12 protein-coding genes and 3 pseudogenes are annotated in these 15,639 nt (G+C 68.5%); 10 read left to right on the top strand and 5 right to left on the bottom strand.

The window, feature by feature from the left end; all coding sequences use genetic code 11:
- Positions 1-88: 88 nt before the first annotated feature.
- A pseudogene (locus M5I08_RS16675) lies at positions 89-222 on the bottom strand (AraC family transcriptional regulator); the annotation flags it as partial.
- Positions 223-457: 235 nt separating this feature from the next.
- On the opposite strand from M5I08_RS16675, the gene M5I08_RS16670 reads away from it, so the two are divergent.
- The 10 genes and pseudogenes from M5I08_RS16670 to M5I08_RS16625 all read left to right on the top strand — a co-directional run bounded on the left by M5I08_RS16670 (position 458) and on the right by M5I08_RS16625 (position 10,958).
- Positions 458-1,717: an IS110 family RNA-guided transposase gene (locus M5I08_RS16670; RefSeq protein WP_219068003.1), complete on the top strand. Its 1,260-nt coding sequence runs from the start codon at positions 458-460 to the stop codon at positions 1,715-1,717.
- 643 nt (positions 1,718-2,360) lie between these two features.
- Positions 2,361-2,735 (top strand): ArsR/SmtB family transcription factor, encoded by a 375-nt coding sequence (locus M5I08_RS16665; RefSeq protein WP_249762844.1) that lies wholly within the window; start codon positions 2,361-2,363, stop codon positions 2,733-2,735.
- A complete protein-coding gene (locus M5I08_RS16660; RefSeq protein ID WP_219068015.1) occupies positions 2,735-3,217 on the top strand; it encodes an NADH-quinone oxidoreductase subunit B family protein in 483 nt (160 codons plus the stop codon). The genes M5I08_RS16665 and M5I08_RS16660 overlap by 1 nt, the downstream gene beginning before the upstream one ends.
- A gap of 115 nt (positions 3,218-3,332) precedes the next feature.
- Positions 3,333-5,297 carry a proton-conducting transporter transmembrane domain-containing protein gene (locus M5I08_RS16655; protein ID WP_370328653.1) on the top strand — a complete coding sequence of 655 codons (1,965 nt, stop codon included), beginning with the start codon at positions 3,333-3,335 and terminating at the stop codon, positions 5,295-5,297.
- A complete protein-coding gene (locus M5I08_RS16650) occupies positions 5,294-6,244 on the top strand; it encodes a respiratory chain complex I subunit 1 family protein (RefSeq protein WP_249762841.1) in 951 nt (316 codons plus the stop codon). The genes M5I08_RS16655 and M5I08_RS16650 overlap by 4 nt, the downstream gene beginning before the upstream one ends.
- 7 nt (positions 6,245-6,251) lie before the next feature.
- On the top strand, positions 6,252-6,911 hold the full coding sequence (locus M5I08_RS16645; protein WP_219068002.1) for a hypothetical protein: 660 nt from the start codon (positions 6,252-6,254) through the stop codon (positions 6,909-6,911).
- A complete protein-coding gene (locus M5I08_RS16640; protein ID WP_219068001.1) occupies positions 6,911-8,392 on the top strand; it encodes a proton-conducting transporter transmembrane domain-containing protein in 1,482 nt (493 codons plus the stop codon). Before M5I08_RS16645 ends, M5I08_RS16640 begins: the two co-directional genes overlap by 1 nt.
- A 1-nt stretch (position 8,393) precedes the next feature.
- Positions 8,394-9,899, top strand: coding sequence for a hydrogenase large subunit (locus tag M5I08_RS16635; protein ID WP_219068000.1), 1,506 nt, complete (start codon positions 8,394-8,396; stop codon positions 9,897-9,899).
- Between the two features lie 179 nt (positions 9,900-10,078).
- A pseudogene (locus M5I08_RS16630) lies at positions 10,079-10,503 on the top strand (hypothetical protein); the annotation flags it as partial.
- A gap of 89 nt (positions 10,504-10,592) precedes the next feature.
- Positions 10,593-10,958, top strand: coding sequence for an ArsR/SmtB family transcription factor (locus tag M5I08_RS16625; protein ID WP_219068012.1), 366 nt, complete (start codon positions 10,593-10,595; stop codon positions 10,956-10,958).
- A gap of 379 nt (positions 10,959-11,337) precedes the next feature.
- Here the strand turns inward: M5I08_RS16625 and M5I08_RS16620 are convergent, their stop codons facing one another.
- The 4 genes and pseudogenes from M5I08_RS16620 to M5I08_RS16610 form a co-directional block, all read right to left on the bottom strand.
- Positions 11,338-11,751: a hypothetical protein gene (locus tag M5I08_RS16620; RefSeq protein ID WP_249762840.1), complete on the bottom strand. Its 414-nt coding sequence runs from the start codon at positions 11,749-11,751 to the stop codon at positions 11,338-11,340.
- Between the two features lie 180 nt (positions 11,752-11,931).
- Positions 11,932-12,570: a hypothetical protein gene (locus tag M5I08_RS16615; protein WP_249762839.1), complete on the bottom strand. Its 639-nt coding sequence runs from the start codon at positions 12,568-12,570 to the stop codon at positions 11,932-11,934.
- Positions 12,571-12,673: 103 nt separating this feature from the next.
- Positions 12,674-12,895 (bottom strand): annotated as a pseudogene (locus M5I08_RS26930) (transposase); the annotation flags it as partial.
- Between the two features lie 644 nt (positions 12,896-13,539).
- Positions 13,540-15,555, bottom strand: coding sequence for a substrate-binding domain-containing protein (locus M5I08_RS16610; protein WP_219067996.1), 2,016 nt, complete (start codon positions 15,553-15,555; stop codon positions 13,540-13,542).
- Positions 15,556-15,639 lie beyond the last annotated feature (84 nt).

Below are 15,639 nucleotides of genomic sequence, written 5' to 3'. Positions count from 1 at the left end.
GCCACGGCGCGGATCGCAACGATGAGATTCCCCGACGAGTCGGGTCATGACGCATGGGTCGTTGTGGACTGGCGCGTTGTTCCGCGCTCACGGCGGTGATGCCGCGGCGTTGTTTGATCCGCTGCATCAGCAGGTCGCATTGCGCGATGCACATTCCAGCGTGTGCGGATCGGCCTGCGGCAGCGGCTCGTCGAACATGCCTCGCGGAACATGAAGCCGGTCGCTAGGGCACCATCCTTATTGCGGTCCTCGATTTGAGGGTCGTGGAAGGGACTCGGCGGGAGCCGGGGTGACGGCCTTTGTCGGTCGCTCGTAGAGGGCCAGCATGACACCGCCGCCCCCGGCTTCCCCGGGGCCGCAGATCGGCAACAGGGAGATGCGCCGCAGAGCGCCGGTTAGTGACCACCCAGGGGCCGGCCTCGCCGCCGAGTCGTCGCTGCCATGTTGAGGAGTCCAATTGTCTCTCGCTGTTGTCGCCGCATTGTTCTTCGTCGGGATCGACTGGGCGGCTGAATCCCATGCCGTGTGCGTGCTGGACCAGGCCGGCAAGGTCGTAGCTCGTTTCACCATCGCCCATTCCGCCGACGGGATCGCCACTCTGGTTCGCCGATTGGCGAAATACGCTGAAGCGGAGGATATTCCGATCGCAGCGGAGGATATTCCGATCGCAATTGAACGCCCCAACGGGCGGCTGGTGGACCTGCTGCTGGAGGCCGGGCACCCCGTCGTGCCGGTCAGCCCGAACGCGATCAAAACCTGGCGCGAGGGCGAGGTGCTCTGCGGCGCCAAGTCTGATGCCGCCGACGCCGAAGTCATCGCCGAGTACCTGCGGCTGCGCCAGCACCGGCTGCGCGTCGCCGCCCCCTACAGCGATGCCACCATCGCGGCCCGCACCGTGGTGCGCACCCGCACCGACCTCGTTGAGCAGCGAGTCGCCGCCACCAATCAGCTCTCCGCGCTGCTCGACGCCCACTGGCCCGGCGCCAGGGCCATTTTCGCCGACGTGGAATCCCCGATCAGCCTGGCGTTTTTGACCCGATACCCGACCCCGGCCGCCGCCGAGCACCTGAGCGAAAAGCGGCTCGCCGCGTTCCTGGCCAAACAGGGCTACTCCGGACGCCGCCACCCCGCCGAATTGCTCGCCCGGCTGCGCCAGGCGCCGGCAGGCTCTGCCCACCACGCTCTCAGCGCAGCACTGGCCGATGCCGTCGGCACCCTGGTCGGCGTGCTGACCGCACTCAACACCGCCATCAAACAGCTGGACCGCTCGGTGGCCACCCGACTCGAAGAGCATCCGGACGGCAAGATCTTCACGTCGCCGCCAAGGTCGGGTCAAATCAATGCCGCCCAGATGCTCGCCGAGTGGGGCGACTGCCGCCAAGCCTACGACGGACCCGAGTCGATCGCCGCCCTGGCCGGATGCACACCGGTCACCAAGGCCTCCGGCAAACACAAGGCCGTGCACTTTCGCTGGGCCTGCAACAAACGCTTCCGCCAGGCCATCACCACCTTCGCCGACAACAGCCGACACGAAAGCCCCTGGGCCGCCCACATCTACAACCAGGCACGACAAGCTCACAAAGACCACCCCCATGCCGTGCGCATCCTCGCACGAGCCTGGATCTGCGTCATCTGGCGCTGCCGGCAAGATGGCGCCCCGTATGACCCCGCCCAACACGGCGCCGCAGCCAATCTCACAACCGCATCCGCGGCCTGAGGTTGACATAGGGAGGTTGACATAGGGAGTGTCATGCGCCCGCCCCAACGCAATGTTCTTGATCGGCAAGCAACTCAACCAGGTTCTTGATCGGCAGCAACTCAACCAGCAACTCCGCTATATTTATCGCCGGTTGCCATTTCCACGGAGACCTGGTCGGCGTACTTCTGCACCACAGGCAGCACGAATCCAAGGTTCACGCATTGGAGTCGCTGTCGGAGCTGTCTTCGACGAGACGGCGGATCTGTGGAGGGTCTTGCCAGCGCCGACCTCGCGCGCGCTCTCGCTTGGACTTCGCTCGTGCTCGGATCCAGTTTGATCGGTCGGGGCCATCGGGTCGGACCGATGCGTCGTGCTCGGTCGCCGGCCGCGCCGCGCTGGTGTTGGGGCTGCAGGCTCGTCTGTTCGGTCTGTCGAAGTCGGAAGCCAGACATCACGGCTGGCCGCAGTGCGGTCGCGTACCGTATGCCGCCCCGCCCGCATGGCCGAGAGGAGTCGGTGCTGGCAAGGTCAGCATGCCCGCGGCGACCCAGTCGAAGACGACCGGCCACTGCGCTGCTCTACGGCAGAGTTTCGAAATTCGTCAATTTTGATAGATATGTTATGTTCTGTATCCGCGTCGTAGGGAGTGGGGAGGTTGGCGGTGTCGGTTCCGCTATACCAGGCGAGGGCGGACTTCTTCCGGATGCTGGGGCATCCGGCGCGAATCCGGGTGCTGGAGCTGCTGGCCAATGGGCCGCGATCGGTGCGGGACATGCTGGCCGTGATCGAGGTTGAGCCGTCGACGCTGTCGCAGCAGTTGGGGGTGTTGCGCCGCTCGGGGATCCTGACCGCGACGCGCACGGGCAGTACGGTGATGTACACGCTGGCCTGTCCGGACATGGCGGAGATGATGGGCGCTTCCCGGCGGATCTTGACTGAGCTGCTGGCCGGGCAGAATGAGCTGCTCGCCGAGTTGCGGGCTGAGCAGTCCGACGTCGGCGGCGCTGGAGTCAGCCGTAGCGCGGCGGTGTCGTGATCGGGCTGTGGCGCAAGATCTGTGCTACGGGTCGAGTGGCCGAGCCGGCCCCACCGCGGCCGGCAGGGATCGGCCCGGAGCGGGCGGGCGGGCTGAACGGGTCGCTGCAGCTGCGGCATGTGGACGCCGGCTCGTGCAACGGCTGCGAGATCGAGATCGCGTCGGCGTTCGGGCCGGTCTATGACGCCGAACGCTACGGTGCCCGGTTGGTGGCCTCGCCACGGCATGCCGATGCGCTGCTGGTGACCGGGCCGGTGACCCGCAACATGGAGGTGGCGCTGCGCCGCACGCATGAGGCGGTGCCCGAGCCGCGGCTGGTGGTGGCCTGCGGGGACTGCGCACTTAACTGTGGAGTGTTCGCCGGCGGGTATGGGGTGGCCGGTGCGGTCTCCGACGTGGTGCCGGTGGACGTGCAGGTGCCGGGCTGCCCGCCACCGCCGGAGGCGATCGTCGCGGCGCTGCGCGGGTTGACCGGCCGATGAGGCGTTGCCCTACTACGTCTCCTGCTGCCGGGGGATGTAGGCCGTGAGCGTTGCCGGGCCGGCGTTTGGCGCGGCGCTGGGGTTGAGTGTGCTTGCGGCAACCGCCGCGGTGGCAGTGCCGACTCGTCGCAGGGCGACGCTGGTGGGCATCGGGACTGCGGGCGCCGGGCTGGCCGCCGTGGCGGCCGGGGTGGCCGCGATGGGCGGGTCGTCGTTCAGCGCGTGGTTGCCGGATCTGCTGCCGCTGGCCGGGGTGCGGTTGGCGTTGGATCCGCTCGGGGGGCTGTTCGTGGCGGTGACCGGCGCGGTAGCGGTGTGCGCGGCGGTGTACGGGGTCGGCTACGTACGGCCGAGCGGGCACGGTGCGCACGGCGACGGGCGGGTGATGCAGGCGACGCTGCCGCTGTTCGTGGCCGCGATGCTGCTGGTGCCGGCGGCGGCGAGTGTGAGCACGTTGCTGGTGGCGTGGGAGCTGATGGCGCTGACCTCGCTGCTACTCGTGCTGGCTGAGCATCGGCGTCGAGCCGCGGTCGGCGAGGCTGGGCGCTGGTATGCGGTGATGACGCACCTGGGGCTACTGGCGATCCTGGCCGGGCTGGTGGGTTTCGCTGCTGCCGCGCACGGCGAGTCGTTCACGCAGTTGCGGGCCGCGGCAGGCGGGATGTCGCCGGCCGTGAAGGGTGCGGTGTTCGCGGCGACGCTGCTGGGGTTCGCGTCCAAGGCCGGGGTGGTGCCGCTGCACGTGTGGCTGCCCCGGGCGCATCCGGAGGCGCCGAGTCATGTCTCGGCGTTGATGAGCGCGGCCATGGTGAACCTCGGGGTGTACGGAGTGTTGCGGGTGGGCCTGGATCTGCTGCGCGGCGGGTCGCGGTGGTGGTGGCTGACGGTGCTGACCGCGGGTGCGCTCTCGGCGCTGTACGGGATCTTGCAGGCCGTGGTCGCGATTGACCTCAAACGGCTGCTCGCATACTCGACCACCGAGAACATGGGCCTGGTCTTGATCGGTATCGGCGCGGGCGGATACTTCGCCGCGGGCGGAAGCCGGCTGTTGGCCGCGCTCGCGCTGACCACCGGACTGTTGCATCTGGTCAATCACGCGGCGTTCAAAACGGTGCTGTTCTGCTCGGCCGGGTCGGTGCTGCGCGCCACTGGCAGCCGCAACCTGGACGCACTCGGCGGGCTGCGGTCGCGGATGCCCGTGACCACGGCGCTGTTCGCGGTCGGGGCCCTGAGCGCGTCAGCACTGCCGCCGGGCAACGGCTTCGTCAGCGAATGGCTGCTGCTGCAAAGCCTGATCCATGCGCTGCCGACGACCGCGACCGCGACCGCGGTGGCGATGCCGCTCGCGGTGGCGGCGGTGGCGTTGACCGCCGGGCTGGCGGTGGCGACGTTCGTGAAGGCGTTCGGGGTGGGGTTTTTGGCCCGCCCGCGCAGCACCGTCGCCGAACAGGCTGCGGAGAGTCCTTTGTCGATGCTGGCCGGGACTGGCCTGGCCGCGGCCGGATGCGTCGTGCTGGCGATCGCGCCGGCGGCGGTGCTCCCGAGGCTGTCCCGGGCGGCGTCCACGGCGTTCGGGTCCAGCGCCGTGGACGCCGTGCACGGACCGGTGACGCTGCGGCTGACCGGTTATGCGGGCAGCATGTCGCCGCTGCTCATCACGGTCGCGCTGCTCGCCGCGGCGCTCGGTGCGCTGGCCGGTGTCCGGGTGCTCGCGGCGCGGCGAGCGCGGCGGGTGGCCAGGCTGTGGGACTGCGGTGCCGGCCCGCTGTCGGCGCGGATGGAGTACACCGCCACGTCGTTCGCCGAACCGCTGCTGCGCGTCTTTGACGACGTGCTCGCGCCGGAGACCGACGTCAACGTCACCCCGACCACCGAGTCGGCATACCTGGTCGAGCGCGTCCAATTCCAGGCCAGGGTGCCGGACCGGATCGAACATCGCCTCTACGAGCCGGTGCTGTCCGCGTCCCGCGCGGTCGGTGAGGCTGCCCGCGGCCTGGCCAACGGCAGCGTGCACCGCTACCTCGGCTACGGGTTCTTCGCGTTCACCGGGTTGCTGATCGCGCTCGCGGTGATCCGGTGACCGCGGCGGGTGCGCTCGGCGCGGCCAGCCAGGTCGCCCTCATCGGCGGCGGGTCGCCGCTGCTGGTCGGGCTGATGCGTCAGGTGCGCGCCCGGTTGGAGGGACGCGCCGGAGCCGGCGTGGCGCAACCCTGGCGCGACCTGCGCAAACTGCTGCGCAAGGAGCCGATCACCCCGCACGGCACCGGATGGGTCTTCCGCAGTGCGCCGCTGCTGCTGACCGCGACCGTACTGGTCGTTGCCGCGGTCGTTCCATTCGCCACCACCAACTCGCCACTGGACCCGGTCGCGGACCTGATAGCGGTGGCTGCGCTGCTGGCGCTGGGCACGGTGGCGCTGGCGCTGGCCGGGCTGGACACCGGCACCGCGTTCGGTGGCATGGGCGCCAGCCGCGAGATGACCGTGATGTCGCTGGTGGAGCCGACGATCCTGCTGTCGGTGTTCGCGCTGTCGGTGCGGGTCGGCTCGACGAACCTCGCCGCCATCGTCGGCGCGACCCTGCACGACCCACGCGCGGTGATCTCCCCGGCGAGCCTGCTCGCCGGGGTCGCGCTGGCGGTCGTGACCATGGCCGAGGCCGGGCGGCTACCGGTGGACAACCCGTCCACCCACCTTGAGCTGACGATGATCCACGAGGCGATGATTCTCGAGTACGCCGGCCCTGATCTCGCGTTGGTGGAGTGGGCCTCGGCGATGCGCCTGGGCGTGCTGCTCGGGCTGCTGGCCAGCCTGTTCGCGCCGTGGGGAATCGCGACCAGCGCCACCGGGCTCGCCGCGATCCCGGTGGCGCTGGTGGTGTTCGCGGCCAAGGCGGCCACGCTCGGCGTCGTCCTCGCCGCCGGTGAGGTGTTTTTGGCCAAGCTGCGACTATTCCGGGTGCCGGAGCTACTGGCCGGCTCGTTCCTACTCGCGCTGCTGGCTGTGGCCGCGTCATTCTTCCTGGACTGAGACGGACATGAGCGAGACGACCTACGTGCAACTGCTCGACCTGGCGTGCGGGGTGTTCCTGCTCGCCGCGGTGCTGATCCTGTGGCGTCGGCGGCTGTCCGCGATCGTGCGGCTGTTCACGATCCAGGCCACGGCGCTGGCCGGGCTGGTCGCGGTGCTCGCCGTGCACCAGCACGACATCGAACTCGGGGCCGTCGCGGTCGGGATCCTCCTGCTGCGCGCGGTGCTGCTGCCCCTGCTGGTCCGACGCGCTCTTGCGGCCGCCGGGGAGGCGGGGGAGACCCAGCCGCTGGTCAACGTCGCCGCATCGCTGCTCGCCGCAGCGGTGCTCGCGCTGCTCGCCTACGCCGTCACCCAGCCGGTGGTGCGGCTCTCGCCGTCACCGGCCACCCACGCGGTCCCAGTCGCGGTGACCGTGGTGCTGCTCGGGTTCTTCGTGCTGGTCACCCGCCACCGCGCGCTCTCGCAGTTAGCCGGGTTCCTGCTGCTGGACAACGGCATCACCGCGGCCGCGTTCCTCACCACCGCCGGGGTCCCGGTGGTCGTCGAGCTCGGCGTCTCCTTCGACGTGTTGCTGGCCGTGCTCGTGCTGCAGGTGCTCACCAGCCGGATGCGCGCCGTGTTCGGCAGCACCGACCTGGACGAACTAAGGGAGCTGCACGACTGATGATCAGCCTTGTTCTTGCACCGATCGTGCTGCCCTGGCTGGCCGGGCTGGCGTACGCGGCAGTCGGCTGGCAGCGGCGCACCGCGTGGCTCGGCGCGCTCGCCGCCGCGGGCGCGCTCGCCAGCGGCATCGCGCTGGCCGTCGTCGTCATCCGGACCCACCCGCGCACCGGGCTCGGCGGGCTGCTGCGCGCCGACGCCCTGTCGGCCTACATGGTCATCGTGATCGGCGCCATTGCCCTGCTGGCGATGGCCGCCAGCCCGGCCTATCTGGCCGACGAGTTCGCCTCCGGGCACACCGACGCCCGCGCCGCCCGCCGCTACGGGATCCTCACCCAAGCCTTCATCGCCACGATGAACACCGCTGTGCTCGCCGCCAGCGTGGGCGTGCTGTGGGCCGCGATCGAGGCCACCACCATCGTTACGGCGTTCCTGGTCGGGCACCAGCACACCCGCGGCTCGGTCGAGGCCGCGTGGAAATACGTGGTGATCTGCTCGGTCGGCATCGCGCTGGCCTTCCTCGGCATCGTGCTGCTCAACTACGCCGCCGTGCACACCGGGCTGCTCGCCGCCCACGCGATGGACTGGACCAGCCTGACCGCCAACGCGCACGCGCTCGATCCCGGCGTGACCCGCATCGCGGTCGCGTTGCTCGTGCTCGGCTTCGGCACCAAGACCGGGCTGGTCCCGATGCACGCCTGGCTTCCCGATGCGCACAGCCAGGCACCCGCCCCGGTGTCCGCGCTGATGTCCGGCGTGCTGCTCTCGGTGGCCTTCTACGCCATCCTGCGGGTCAAGGCCATTTCCGACGCTGCGCTCGGCGGCGGCTTCGCCCGCACCCTGCTGCTCATCGTCGCGCTCGCCTCGATCACGCTCGCCGCGGCGTTGCTGCTGGCCCAACGCGACTACAAACGCATGCTGGCCTACCACAGCATCGAGCACATGGGCCTGATCGCCCTGGGTGCCGCGGCCGGGACCCAGCTCGCGATCGCCGCCGTGCTATTGCACATTCTCGGCCATGGACTCGCCAAGGCGGTGCTGTTCCTTAGCTCCGGGCACCTGCACCTGGCCCTGGGCAGCACCCAGATCCATGCCGTGCGCGACTTGGCCGGGCGGGCGCCGCTGCTCGCCGGCACCTTCGGCGTCGGCCTGCTCGCCCTGCTCGGCCTGCCCCCGTTCAGCCTGTTCGCCAGCGAACTGGGCATGTTCCGCGCCGGCTTCGCCGCCGGCTTGGGCTGGGCGGTCACCCTGGCCTTGGCATCCATACTGGTGATCTTCGCCGCGGTCGCCGCGCACGCCGGCGACATGCTGCTCGGCTCACACGACCAGCCTCCGGCCGCGACCGCGGTGCCGCTGCGGCTTCCCAGCACCGCCGCGGCCGCGCTGATCACCGGACTGGGCGTGTGCGCCGTCCTGGGAATAACCTCGTGGCCGCTGCGGGCACTGCTGCACGCCGCGGCCCTCGCCGCCGGAGGAACCTGACATGACCTCGATCGCCAGCACCCAACGCAGCGTGATCGAACTCGGGCCCGAGGCGCTGCCCGCCCGCGCCGGGCAACTGCTCGCCAGCGGCTACCGCCTCGCCCTAGTCGCTGCGCATCACGACGACGGCGACGCGCTGCGCGTGGTGTACCTTTTCACCAGCGGCCCGCCCGACTCGCGCATCGAACTGCGCGTCCGCCTCGACCCACGCCGGCCGCAACTACCCAGCCTCGCCGCGCTGTCGTTCCCCGCCAGCAGGTTCGAACGCGAAATGCACGACCTGTACGGCGTCATCCCGCTCGACCACCCACAACCCCGCCGGCTCCTCCGTCACCACCATTGGCCCCGCGGCTGGTACCCGATGCGCGCCGACGCCGGCCCGCCACCCGAATTCGGCGACCCCGAAGGCCCCTACCCCTTCCTCAACGTGGAAGGCCCCGGCGTCTACGAAATCCCCGTCGGACCCGTCCACGCCGGCCTCATCGAACCCGGCCACTTCCGCTTCTCCGTCGTCGGCGAAACCATCCTCAAACTCAAAGCCCGACTCTGGTTCGTCCACAAAGGACTCGAGAAACTCTTCCAAGGCCGTGACCTCGCCGACGCACTGCCCCTGGCCGAACGGGTCAGCGGCGACACCGCTGTCGGCCACGCGCTCGCCTACTGCCTAGCCGTCGAAGACGCCGCCGGCTGGCCCGTACCCGCACACGCCCAGCGCAAACGCGCGATACTCCTTGAACTCGAACGGCTCTACAACCACACTAATGACATCGGCGCAATCTGCAACGATGTCGGCCACGGCATACTGAACTCACACGCCCTGCGCATTCGCGAACAACTGCTCCGCCTCAACGCCGAGGTTACCGGCCACCGGCTCCTGCGCGGCGGCGTCATTCCCGGCGGCGCGCACCTGCGCACGCTGCCCGACACCGGCCACCTGCACGCCATCGCTGCCGACATTGCCGAGATCATCCACCTGGCCCTCGGTCACAGCGTCGTGGCCGACCGCCTCACCGGCACCGCCATCCTCAGCCGCGACGCTGCCCGCGACCTCGGCACACTCGGCTACGTCGCCCGCGCCAGCGGACTGCCGGTCGACGCCCGCCACCAACACCCGTTTTACGATGGCGAAGAGGTGTTCACCCCCGTCACCCGCGACACCGGCGACGTCTTGGCCCGATTCATGGTCCGCGCCGACGAAATCGCCGCGTCCGCCGCGCTGATCACCGCGTTGACATCAACCGTCACCGCCGGCACCACCCGCACCGAACCGCCAACCGGGACAACGGCCCGCGCCGCCTCCGGCGTCGGCATCGTCGAAGGATGGCGCGGCACCATCACCCACCGCGTCGAACTGGCTCCCGACCGCACCCTCACCCGCGCCAAGGTCGTCGACCCATCCTTCTTCAACTGGCCCGCACTGCCGATCGCCCTCCGTGGAGCCATCGTCCCCGACTTCCCCCTCGTCAACAAAAGCTTCAACCTCTCCTACGCCGGCAACGACCTATAGGAATCACTGCCGCGGCCGAATCGCGGCGCCAGCCATGGGGTGCCCGCAAGGCGATCCCCTTACGAGGCAGCCGGTCGACACCTTGCCCCGTCGCTTCGGCACGGTTGGGGTCCTGCGATGGCGGCTCGAACTGCGGGACGTTCGGAGGTGAGATGCCGGTCCGCTATCTGTCCGAGCCGGAGCTGGCCCGGCTCTACAACCACGCCGCCGACCTCGGCGCGCTGGCCAACGACGTCGGATTCGGCCTGGCCAACGCCAACGCCCAACGCATCCGCGAAACAACTGCTGCGCCTCAACGCCGCGGTGACCGGGCACCGGTTGCTGCGCGGCGCGATCCACCACAGCCGAGCGGACCCACTACACCAGCACGATCCCGGCGGGCCCGGCAGCCGGCAGCGGCGTGGGCATCGTCGAAGGCTGGCGCGGCACCATCGTGCATCGCGTCGAACTCGATGCACATTTTCTGATCACCCGCGCCAAAATCGTTGACCCGTCCTGGTTCACCTGGCCCGCGCTGCCGGTCGCGATGGCCGACACGATCGTCCCCGACTTCCCACTGACCAACAAGAGCTTCAACCTGTCCTACGCCGGCAACGACCTATGACGACCCGCCCCCCTTCCCCCTTCCCCCCGACTTCAACGAATTGCTAAGACTCGCAAGTAACATAACGGTGAGTTCCGTCGAGGGGAGACCTGGTGCCCGACTCGCGTCAGCCCTTGTACCGAATGAAAGCCGAATTCTTCAAGATGCTAGGGCATCCGGCCCGCATTCGGGTCCTGGAGCTACTCAGCACGCGTGAGCACACCGTCTCGGAAATGTTGCCCGAAGTGGGCATCGAACCCGCCAACCTGTCTCAGCAGCTGTCGATTTTGCGTCGCGCCGGGCTGGTAGCAGCTCGCCGGGAAGGACTCACGGTATCTTACGTGCTGACTTCGCCACAGGTCGCAGAGCTGTTAACGGCGGCCCGGGCCATCCTGACGGGAGTGGTGGCCGGCCAGGCCGAGGTACTCGACCAAGAACACGGGCCACCCTCGCTTGCCGGCCGGTCGACCCGCTGACAACCGTGACCACTAGCAACTGTCACAGCACGCCAACTACTTGCCAGCTTTCTTAAGTATCAATATTGGACCGACAGGGTGTAGGTGATGTTAACACCAGCCAATGGGGCGCCCAACACTGGCAGCGCCCCTATGAAAACGTCACCCGTCACCAGGCCGCGGCCACGGTGATCGGGCGTCGCGCCCAAGGCTTTTCGGCACGGCGACGGGAAGGTGTGACACCGCGACCGGAGGATCGCGCGGTGAGAGCTACCGACCAGACCGCGCCGGGAAACCCCGACGGCGAGCAGTACCGGTCACCGACACCGGTCAAGGATGCGAGGAACCAAATCTCGCCCGCCTTGCCGGAACGTACGCGGCGATCCGGGCCGGGCAACCGTTACCCCGGCACAGTTACCAACTTCAGTTGTAACGTGCTCAGCCCGAGGTCGCTGAACAACGAGCCCACGGTCAGATCGCCCAGCCCGAGGTTGCCCAGCAAGCTGCTCAGGTCGAGGTTGCTCAGGCTCAGGTTGCCCAGCCCCAGGGCGTCCAGAAGGTTGGTCAGGCTGAGGTTGATGTCCACCGGCTGCAACGGCGCGAGGATGCCGTTCCAGGCGGGGATGGTGATGCTGCCGTTCAGCAGGCTGAGGGTGTCTTGGCCGTTGAGGTAGGCGTTGAGGACGTCGGGCACGGCATTGATGAACGCGGTCGGACTCGTCAAATCGGCGGCGACGTCATGGAGTGCGGTAGCGGTGGTCACCCAGTCGCCGAGTTGTGCGATCCCGAGCTCGAGCCCCGGCGGCAACTGCACCGAGATCGTGGCCGGAACCGAGGTGAGGTCCGAGGTGATGGTCGGCGTGAGGTTCGTCAGCGCGGCTGAGCACGCCGCCCGGGTTGGTTACTTGACTTTCGCAGTTATGCAGCTGCTGCGGCGCAGGCCAGTTGGTAGTCGCGGTATTTGTCAGGGTCGGGTTGAGCTGGGCTAGCACCGTTAAATCGGGCGGCGATCAGGGTGCGGCGAAGCTTGGCGAGCATGTCTTCGAAGGCGGGTTCGGACTTCTGGTCGTACCAGGGTTCGGCGGCGTGGCGGGCGATGATGCCGGCGGCGTCGGTGGCGGCGTCCGGTGGTGAACACCGCGAGGTCATAGCCGCTGGCGGTGTCGGGTTCGCGGGCCAGCACCACCCGGCCGGTGGTATCGCCGAAGGCTCCGTACCACAGGCAGTCGGCTTCTGCGATCGCGATGGTGTCGGTGCGGCCGTAGCGGTTCACCGTGGCGGTGCGCCAGGTCGCGGTGGCGGGCAGTTCGATCAGGCGGGGCAGTCGTCGGCCCTTTTTGGCGGGCCGGCCGCGGCGGCCGGTACGCGGTGGCGCCGGGGCGTGCAGGGCGGCGTTGGCGGGCAGTCGGGTGGTGATGGTGGTGTCGGGGACCAGCAGCGGCCTGCCGTGGTAGGCGGCATCGCCGACGGCGTGGATTTGTTTGTGCGGGAACGTTTCCGCAAGCACGGTGAGCATCGCAGCGGCCAGCTCCACCGGGGAGGCGGCGCCTTTTCCGGCCCAGAGCCGAAACAGGATCGGCAGACACACTGGATGGCTGCAATACGGCAGCCGGACCACGATCCCGGCGATCACCCACCGGTTGCCGCGGGCCGAGTTTGGCCGGGCCTTGGGCGGCGCCGTCGTGGGTCCAAAACGCGTGGTGGACCTTTTTGCCCCAGCGGCGAAACAGGGTGTCATCGACCGCGACGGTGATCGCAGCGTCGGCGTCGAGCAACCGCTCGACGATCAGCCGCGCGATCGCCAGGCCCAGCCGATCGGTGTCCCAGGCGTAGGTGGAGAAGAACCGGCACGCCGAGTGAAACGACACCAGCGCGGCCATTCCCGCCCCGGCGAGCATGCCGACCACGGTGCGCCGCATAGTGCGGGCGACCAACCCGGTTGCCAGCAGCGCGAACATCGCAAACGTCGAGGACCGGACAAACACCGGTCGCAGTGTTGCCAGCAGTTCGCGCCACGAGGACGGTAGGGTCGGTGCCGAAGCATCGGCGGCGTCTCGAACATCTGGGCGAGTACTATTCATCCGCCGATGCTTCGTCATGGTCACCGATCGATCACGCCGACACGCCGATCAGGTCACAATCGCCTCAGAAATCACACCCGCCACACTGATTAAACTGCGAAAGTCAAGTGGTAAGGAACTCGCTGAAAACCTGCGAAATCGCCGACGAGTCGGCTCCGCTGACGATGTTTTGCCAGTTGGCAGCTGTCTCGGTGAAGAGATCCGACCACGCGTCGACGAGTCGGACAGGCCGGACTTGTACTCCGATTGGCCGGCGCTGCCACCGGAGTGACAGCAATCATGCTGGCGCCGACCACTGCTACACCAGCGGTGACATAGGGGCGAAGTGCTTGGTGCATGACAGCGTCTCCTTCGTCGGGGCGTCGGCTGTGGCGCCTCTCACAGCTTGGCTGGGACATTACCTGAGACTCAGGTAAGAAACAACGAAAGATTCCTCATGTGCCTAATAAATATTGCGGGTGGCCCGGGCGCATTCTCCGAGGCCGCGGTACAAGCTGCTTACCGACTAGCTAGGCGGCCGCTCAGCTCAAGAAGTTGGTCACCGCGGTGGCCAACTCGGGCGACGCCGACGTCGCGAGGTTCTGGTAGGAACCACCGGACAGCTTCGCGACGGCTTCCCAGGTTTGCCGGTCGGAATCGGCGCCGAAGTCGATGATGTTGACGGCCACCGGCTTGGCCGGGTCAGCGCTGTCCTTGATGAAGTCCTGCAAGCCCTGACCGCCCAGCGTTTGGTCGGTGTGCGGTCCGGCCGTGATCACCAACACCGAATTAGTTTGCCCGGCATGGTAATTGGTCAGCATGTCCTTATAGATCAGCCGCAGGGTGGTAAACGACACCGCACCACCGGACGACGCGCGCTGCTTGTCCAATGCGGTCGTCAGCGCAGCCGAGCGGGGTTGACCATTGACGTTATCGGCCAGCGGGCCCGCCGGCACCTCGCTTCGGCCTGCTTTGCCGTCGAAAGTCCACAATCCGAGCACGGAGTTGGGCGGCAGCGCCTTGATCCGGTTATCAAGTGCGTCAACCACATTGGCCAGCCGGGTCTTGCCGCCTTCATCGGTCATCATCGACTGCTCGAGCATGATGACGGCCGCCGGTCCGCTCGACGGTGTAGTCACCAAATTCGCCAGCGTGGCGCGCATCGCGTCATCGCCTACCGACAGCGTCGACGGCAGGGCCGCAAAACTGGTGACCTCGCTGCTGGGCGGCTTGACGCCTTCGACGCGGAAGCCGGCTTTGGCCAGCTCGGCGAGTTGATTGGGTTTGTGCATGAACTGGGCGAACGCGCTGGCCGCCGTCACCTGGTCTTGTGACAACCACGAACCCTTGAGCAGCACGGTGGGGTAGTCGGCGACCGCGGCCGGGCCAGGCGGCAGCCAGGAACTCAGCGTGCTGGCGGCATCGTGCAACGATTCGCCCCGCTGGAATAGTTGCTGTTCGGTGGTGACCACTGCGTGCACCGGCGCGGTTGCCGGATCACCCGGCCGCACAAGCGCATTCATCGCCTCGGCCAGCGAGTTGTCGGCCAACTTGGGTTGCCCGTTGATCAGCGCGCGGACCGCGCCGCTGCCATCGGTCGGCGGTGCGCCAGGCGGCGCGGAGCCCGCCGCCACCGCCTCGCCGGCCAGAACCGCCGCGTCGCTGTTGCCGCCGAGCGGCAGCGCCAGCCGCAGCGAGCCCCAGGTCGGAAGCTTCAGTGCGGCCAAGGCATCGGGCTTGGTCTGCAGTCCGGGCAGCGTCGACCATTTCTGGTCGCCGAGCGCTCGTTGCAGTTCGGGTCGCACCGCCAGTACGATCGGCGAGGTCACCAGCGACCGGCTGTCGGTGATGGTCTGCTTGCCCGCGGCGGCTGTCAACTGCGCCGCCGACACGGAGCTGGCCGGGATCCACAGCGCGGGTCGCTGGCCCAGACCTGCGGGCCAGTTCCCGAAGCCGTCGACGACGGCGTCAGAGCGGGCGGATTTGACGCTGACCGCGACACAGTGGTCGCCGACCTGACCGCCGGACCCGTTGTACCGCTCCGCGAACTGCTGAACATGATCGGCGATCGACGGGTCGGCGATGACAGCGACCATCTGTTTGTCGCCGGTGCACCGCGCGGCGGAATGCGAGCGGTTCGACAACGCGTCTCCGAAGAAGCGCCAGACGATGACCCCGGCTACGACCACGACCACCGTCACCAATGCTGCGATCACACCGATGCTGACACCGCGTGGTCCGGCGTCGCTGCGGTGACCGCCCCGCCAGTCGCCGAGGCCCCGGTGACCGCCGGATGGCGGCGGTGGCGGCGCAGCGGACGGCTCCTGCCCGGGCCGCGTGAAGTCCGGGAAGTCATCCGGGGTGTCAGCGTCGGCGGGGTGTAGGTCTTCCTCGCGGTGCTCGTCACGGTCGGCGGGGTCGGTGTAGTCGAAATAGCCTGGATCGTCCGGATAGTCGTCGCCCGGCTGACCGGGCTCGCCGAAGTCGTGGGATCCGGAGTGGTCGTCCGACCCTTCGTCGGCGGGTTCGTCAGGATCGGGAGCTCGGTGCCTACCCATGCCGAGGCTCTCCCGCGCGGCGGAAGTATTTGCAGCGTCTAGCTTCGCTAGTCATTGGGACGGTAAATGCGCGCCGAACCATGA

The organism is Candidatus Mycobacterium methanotrophicum (assembly GCF_023515995.1).
GTDB lineage: Bacteria > Actinomycetota > Actinomycetes > Mycobacteriales > Mycobacteriaceae > Mycobacterium > Mycobacterium methanotrophicum.
Note: the sequence above shows the minus strand (reverse complement) of the source record. Positions and strands in the feature narration are given on the sequence as shown.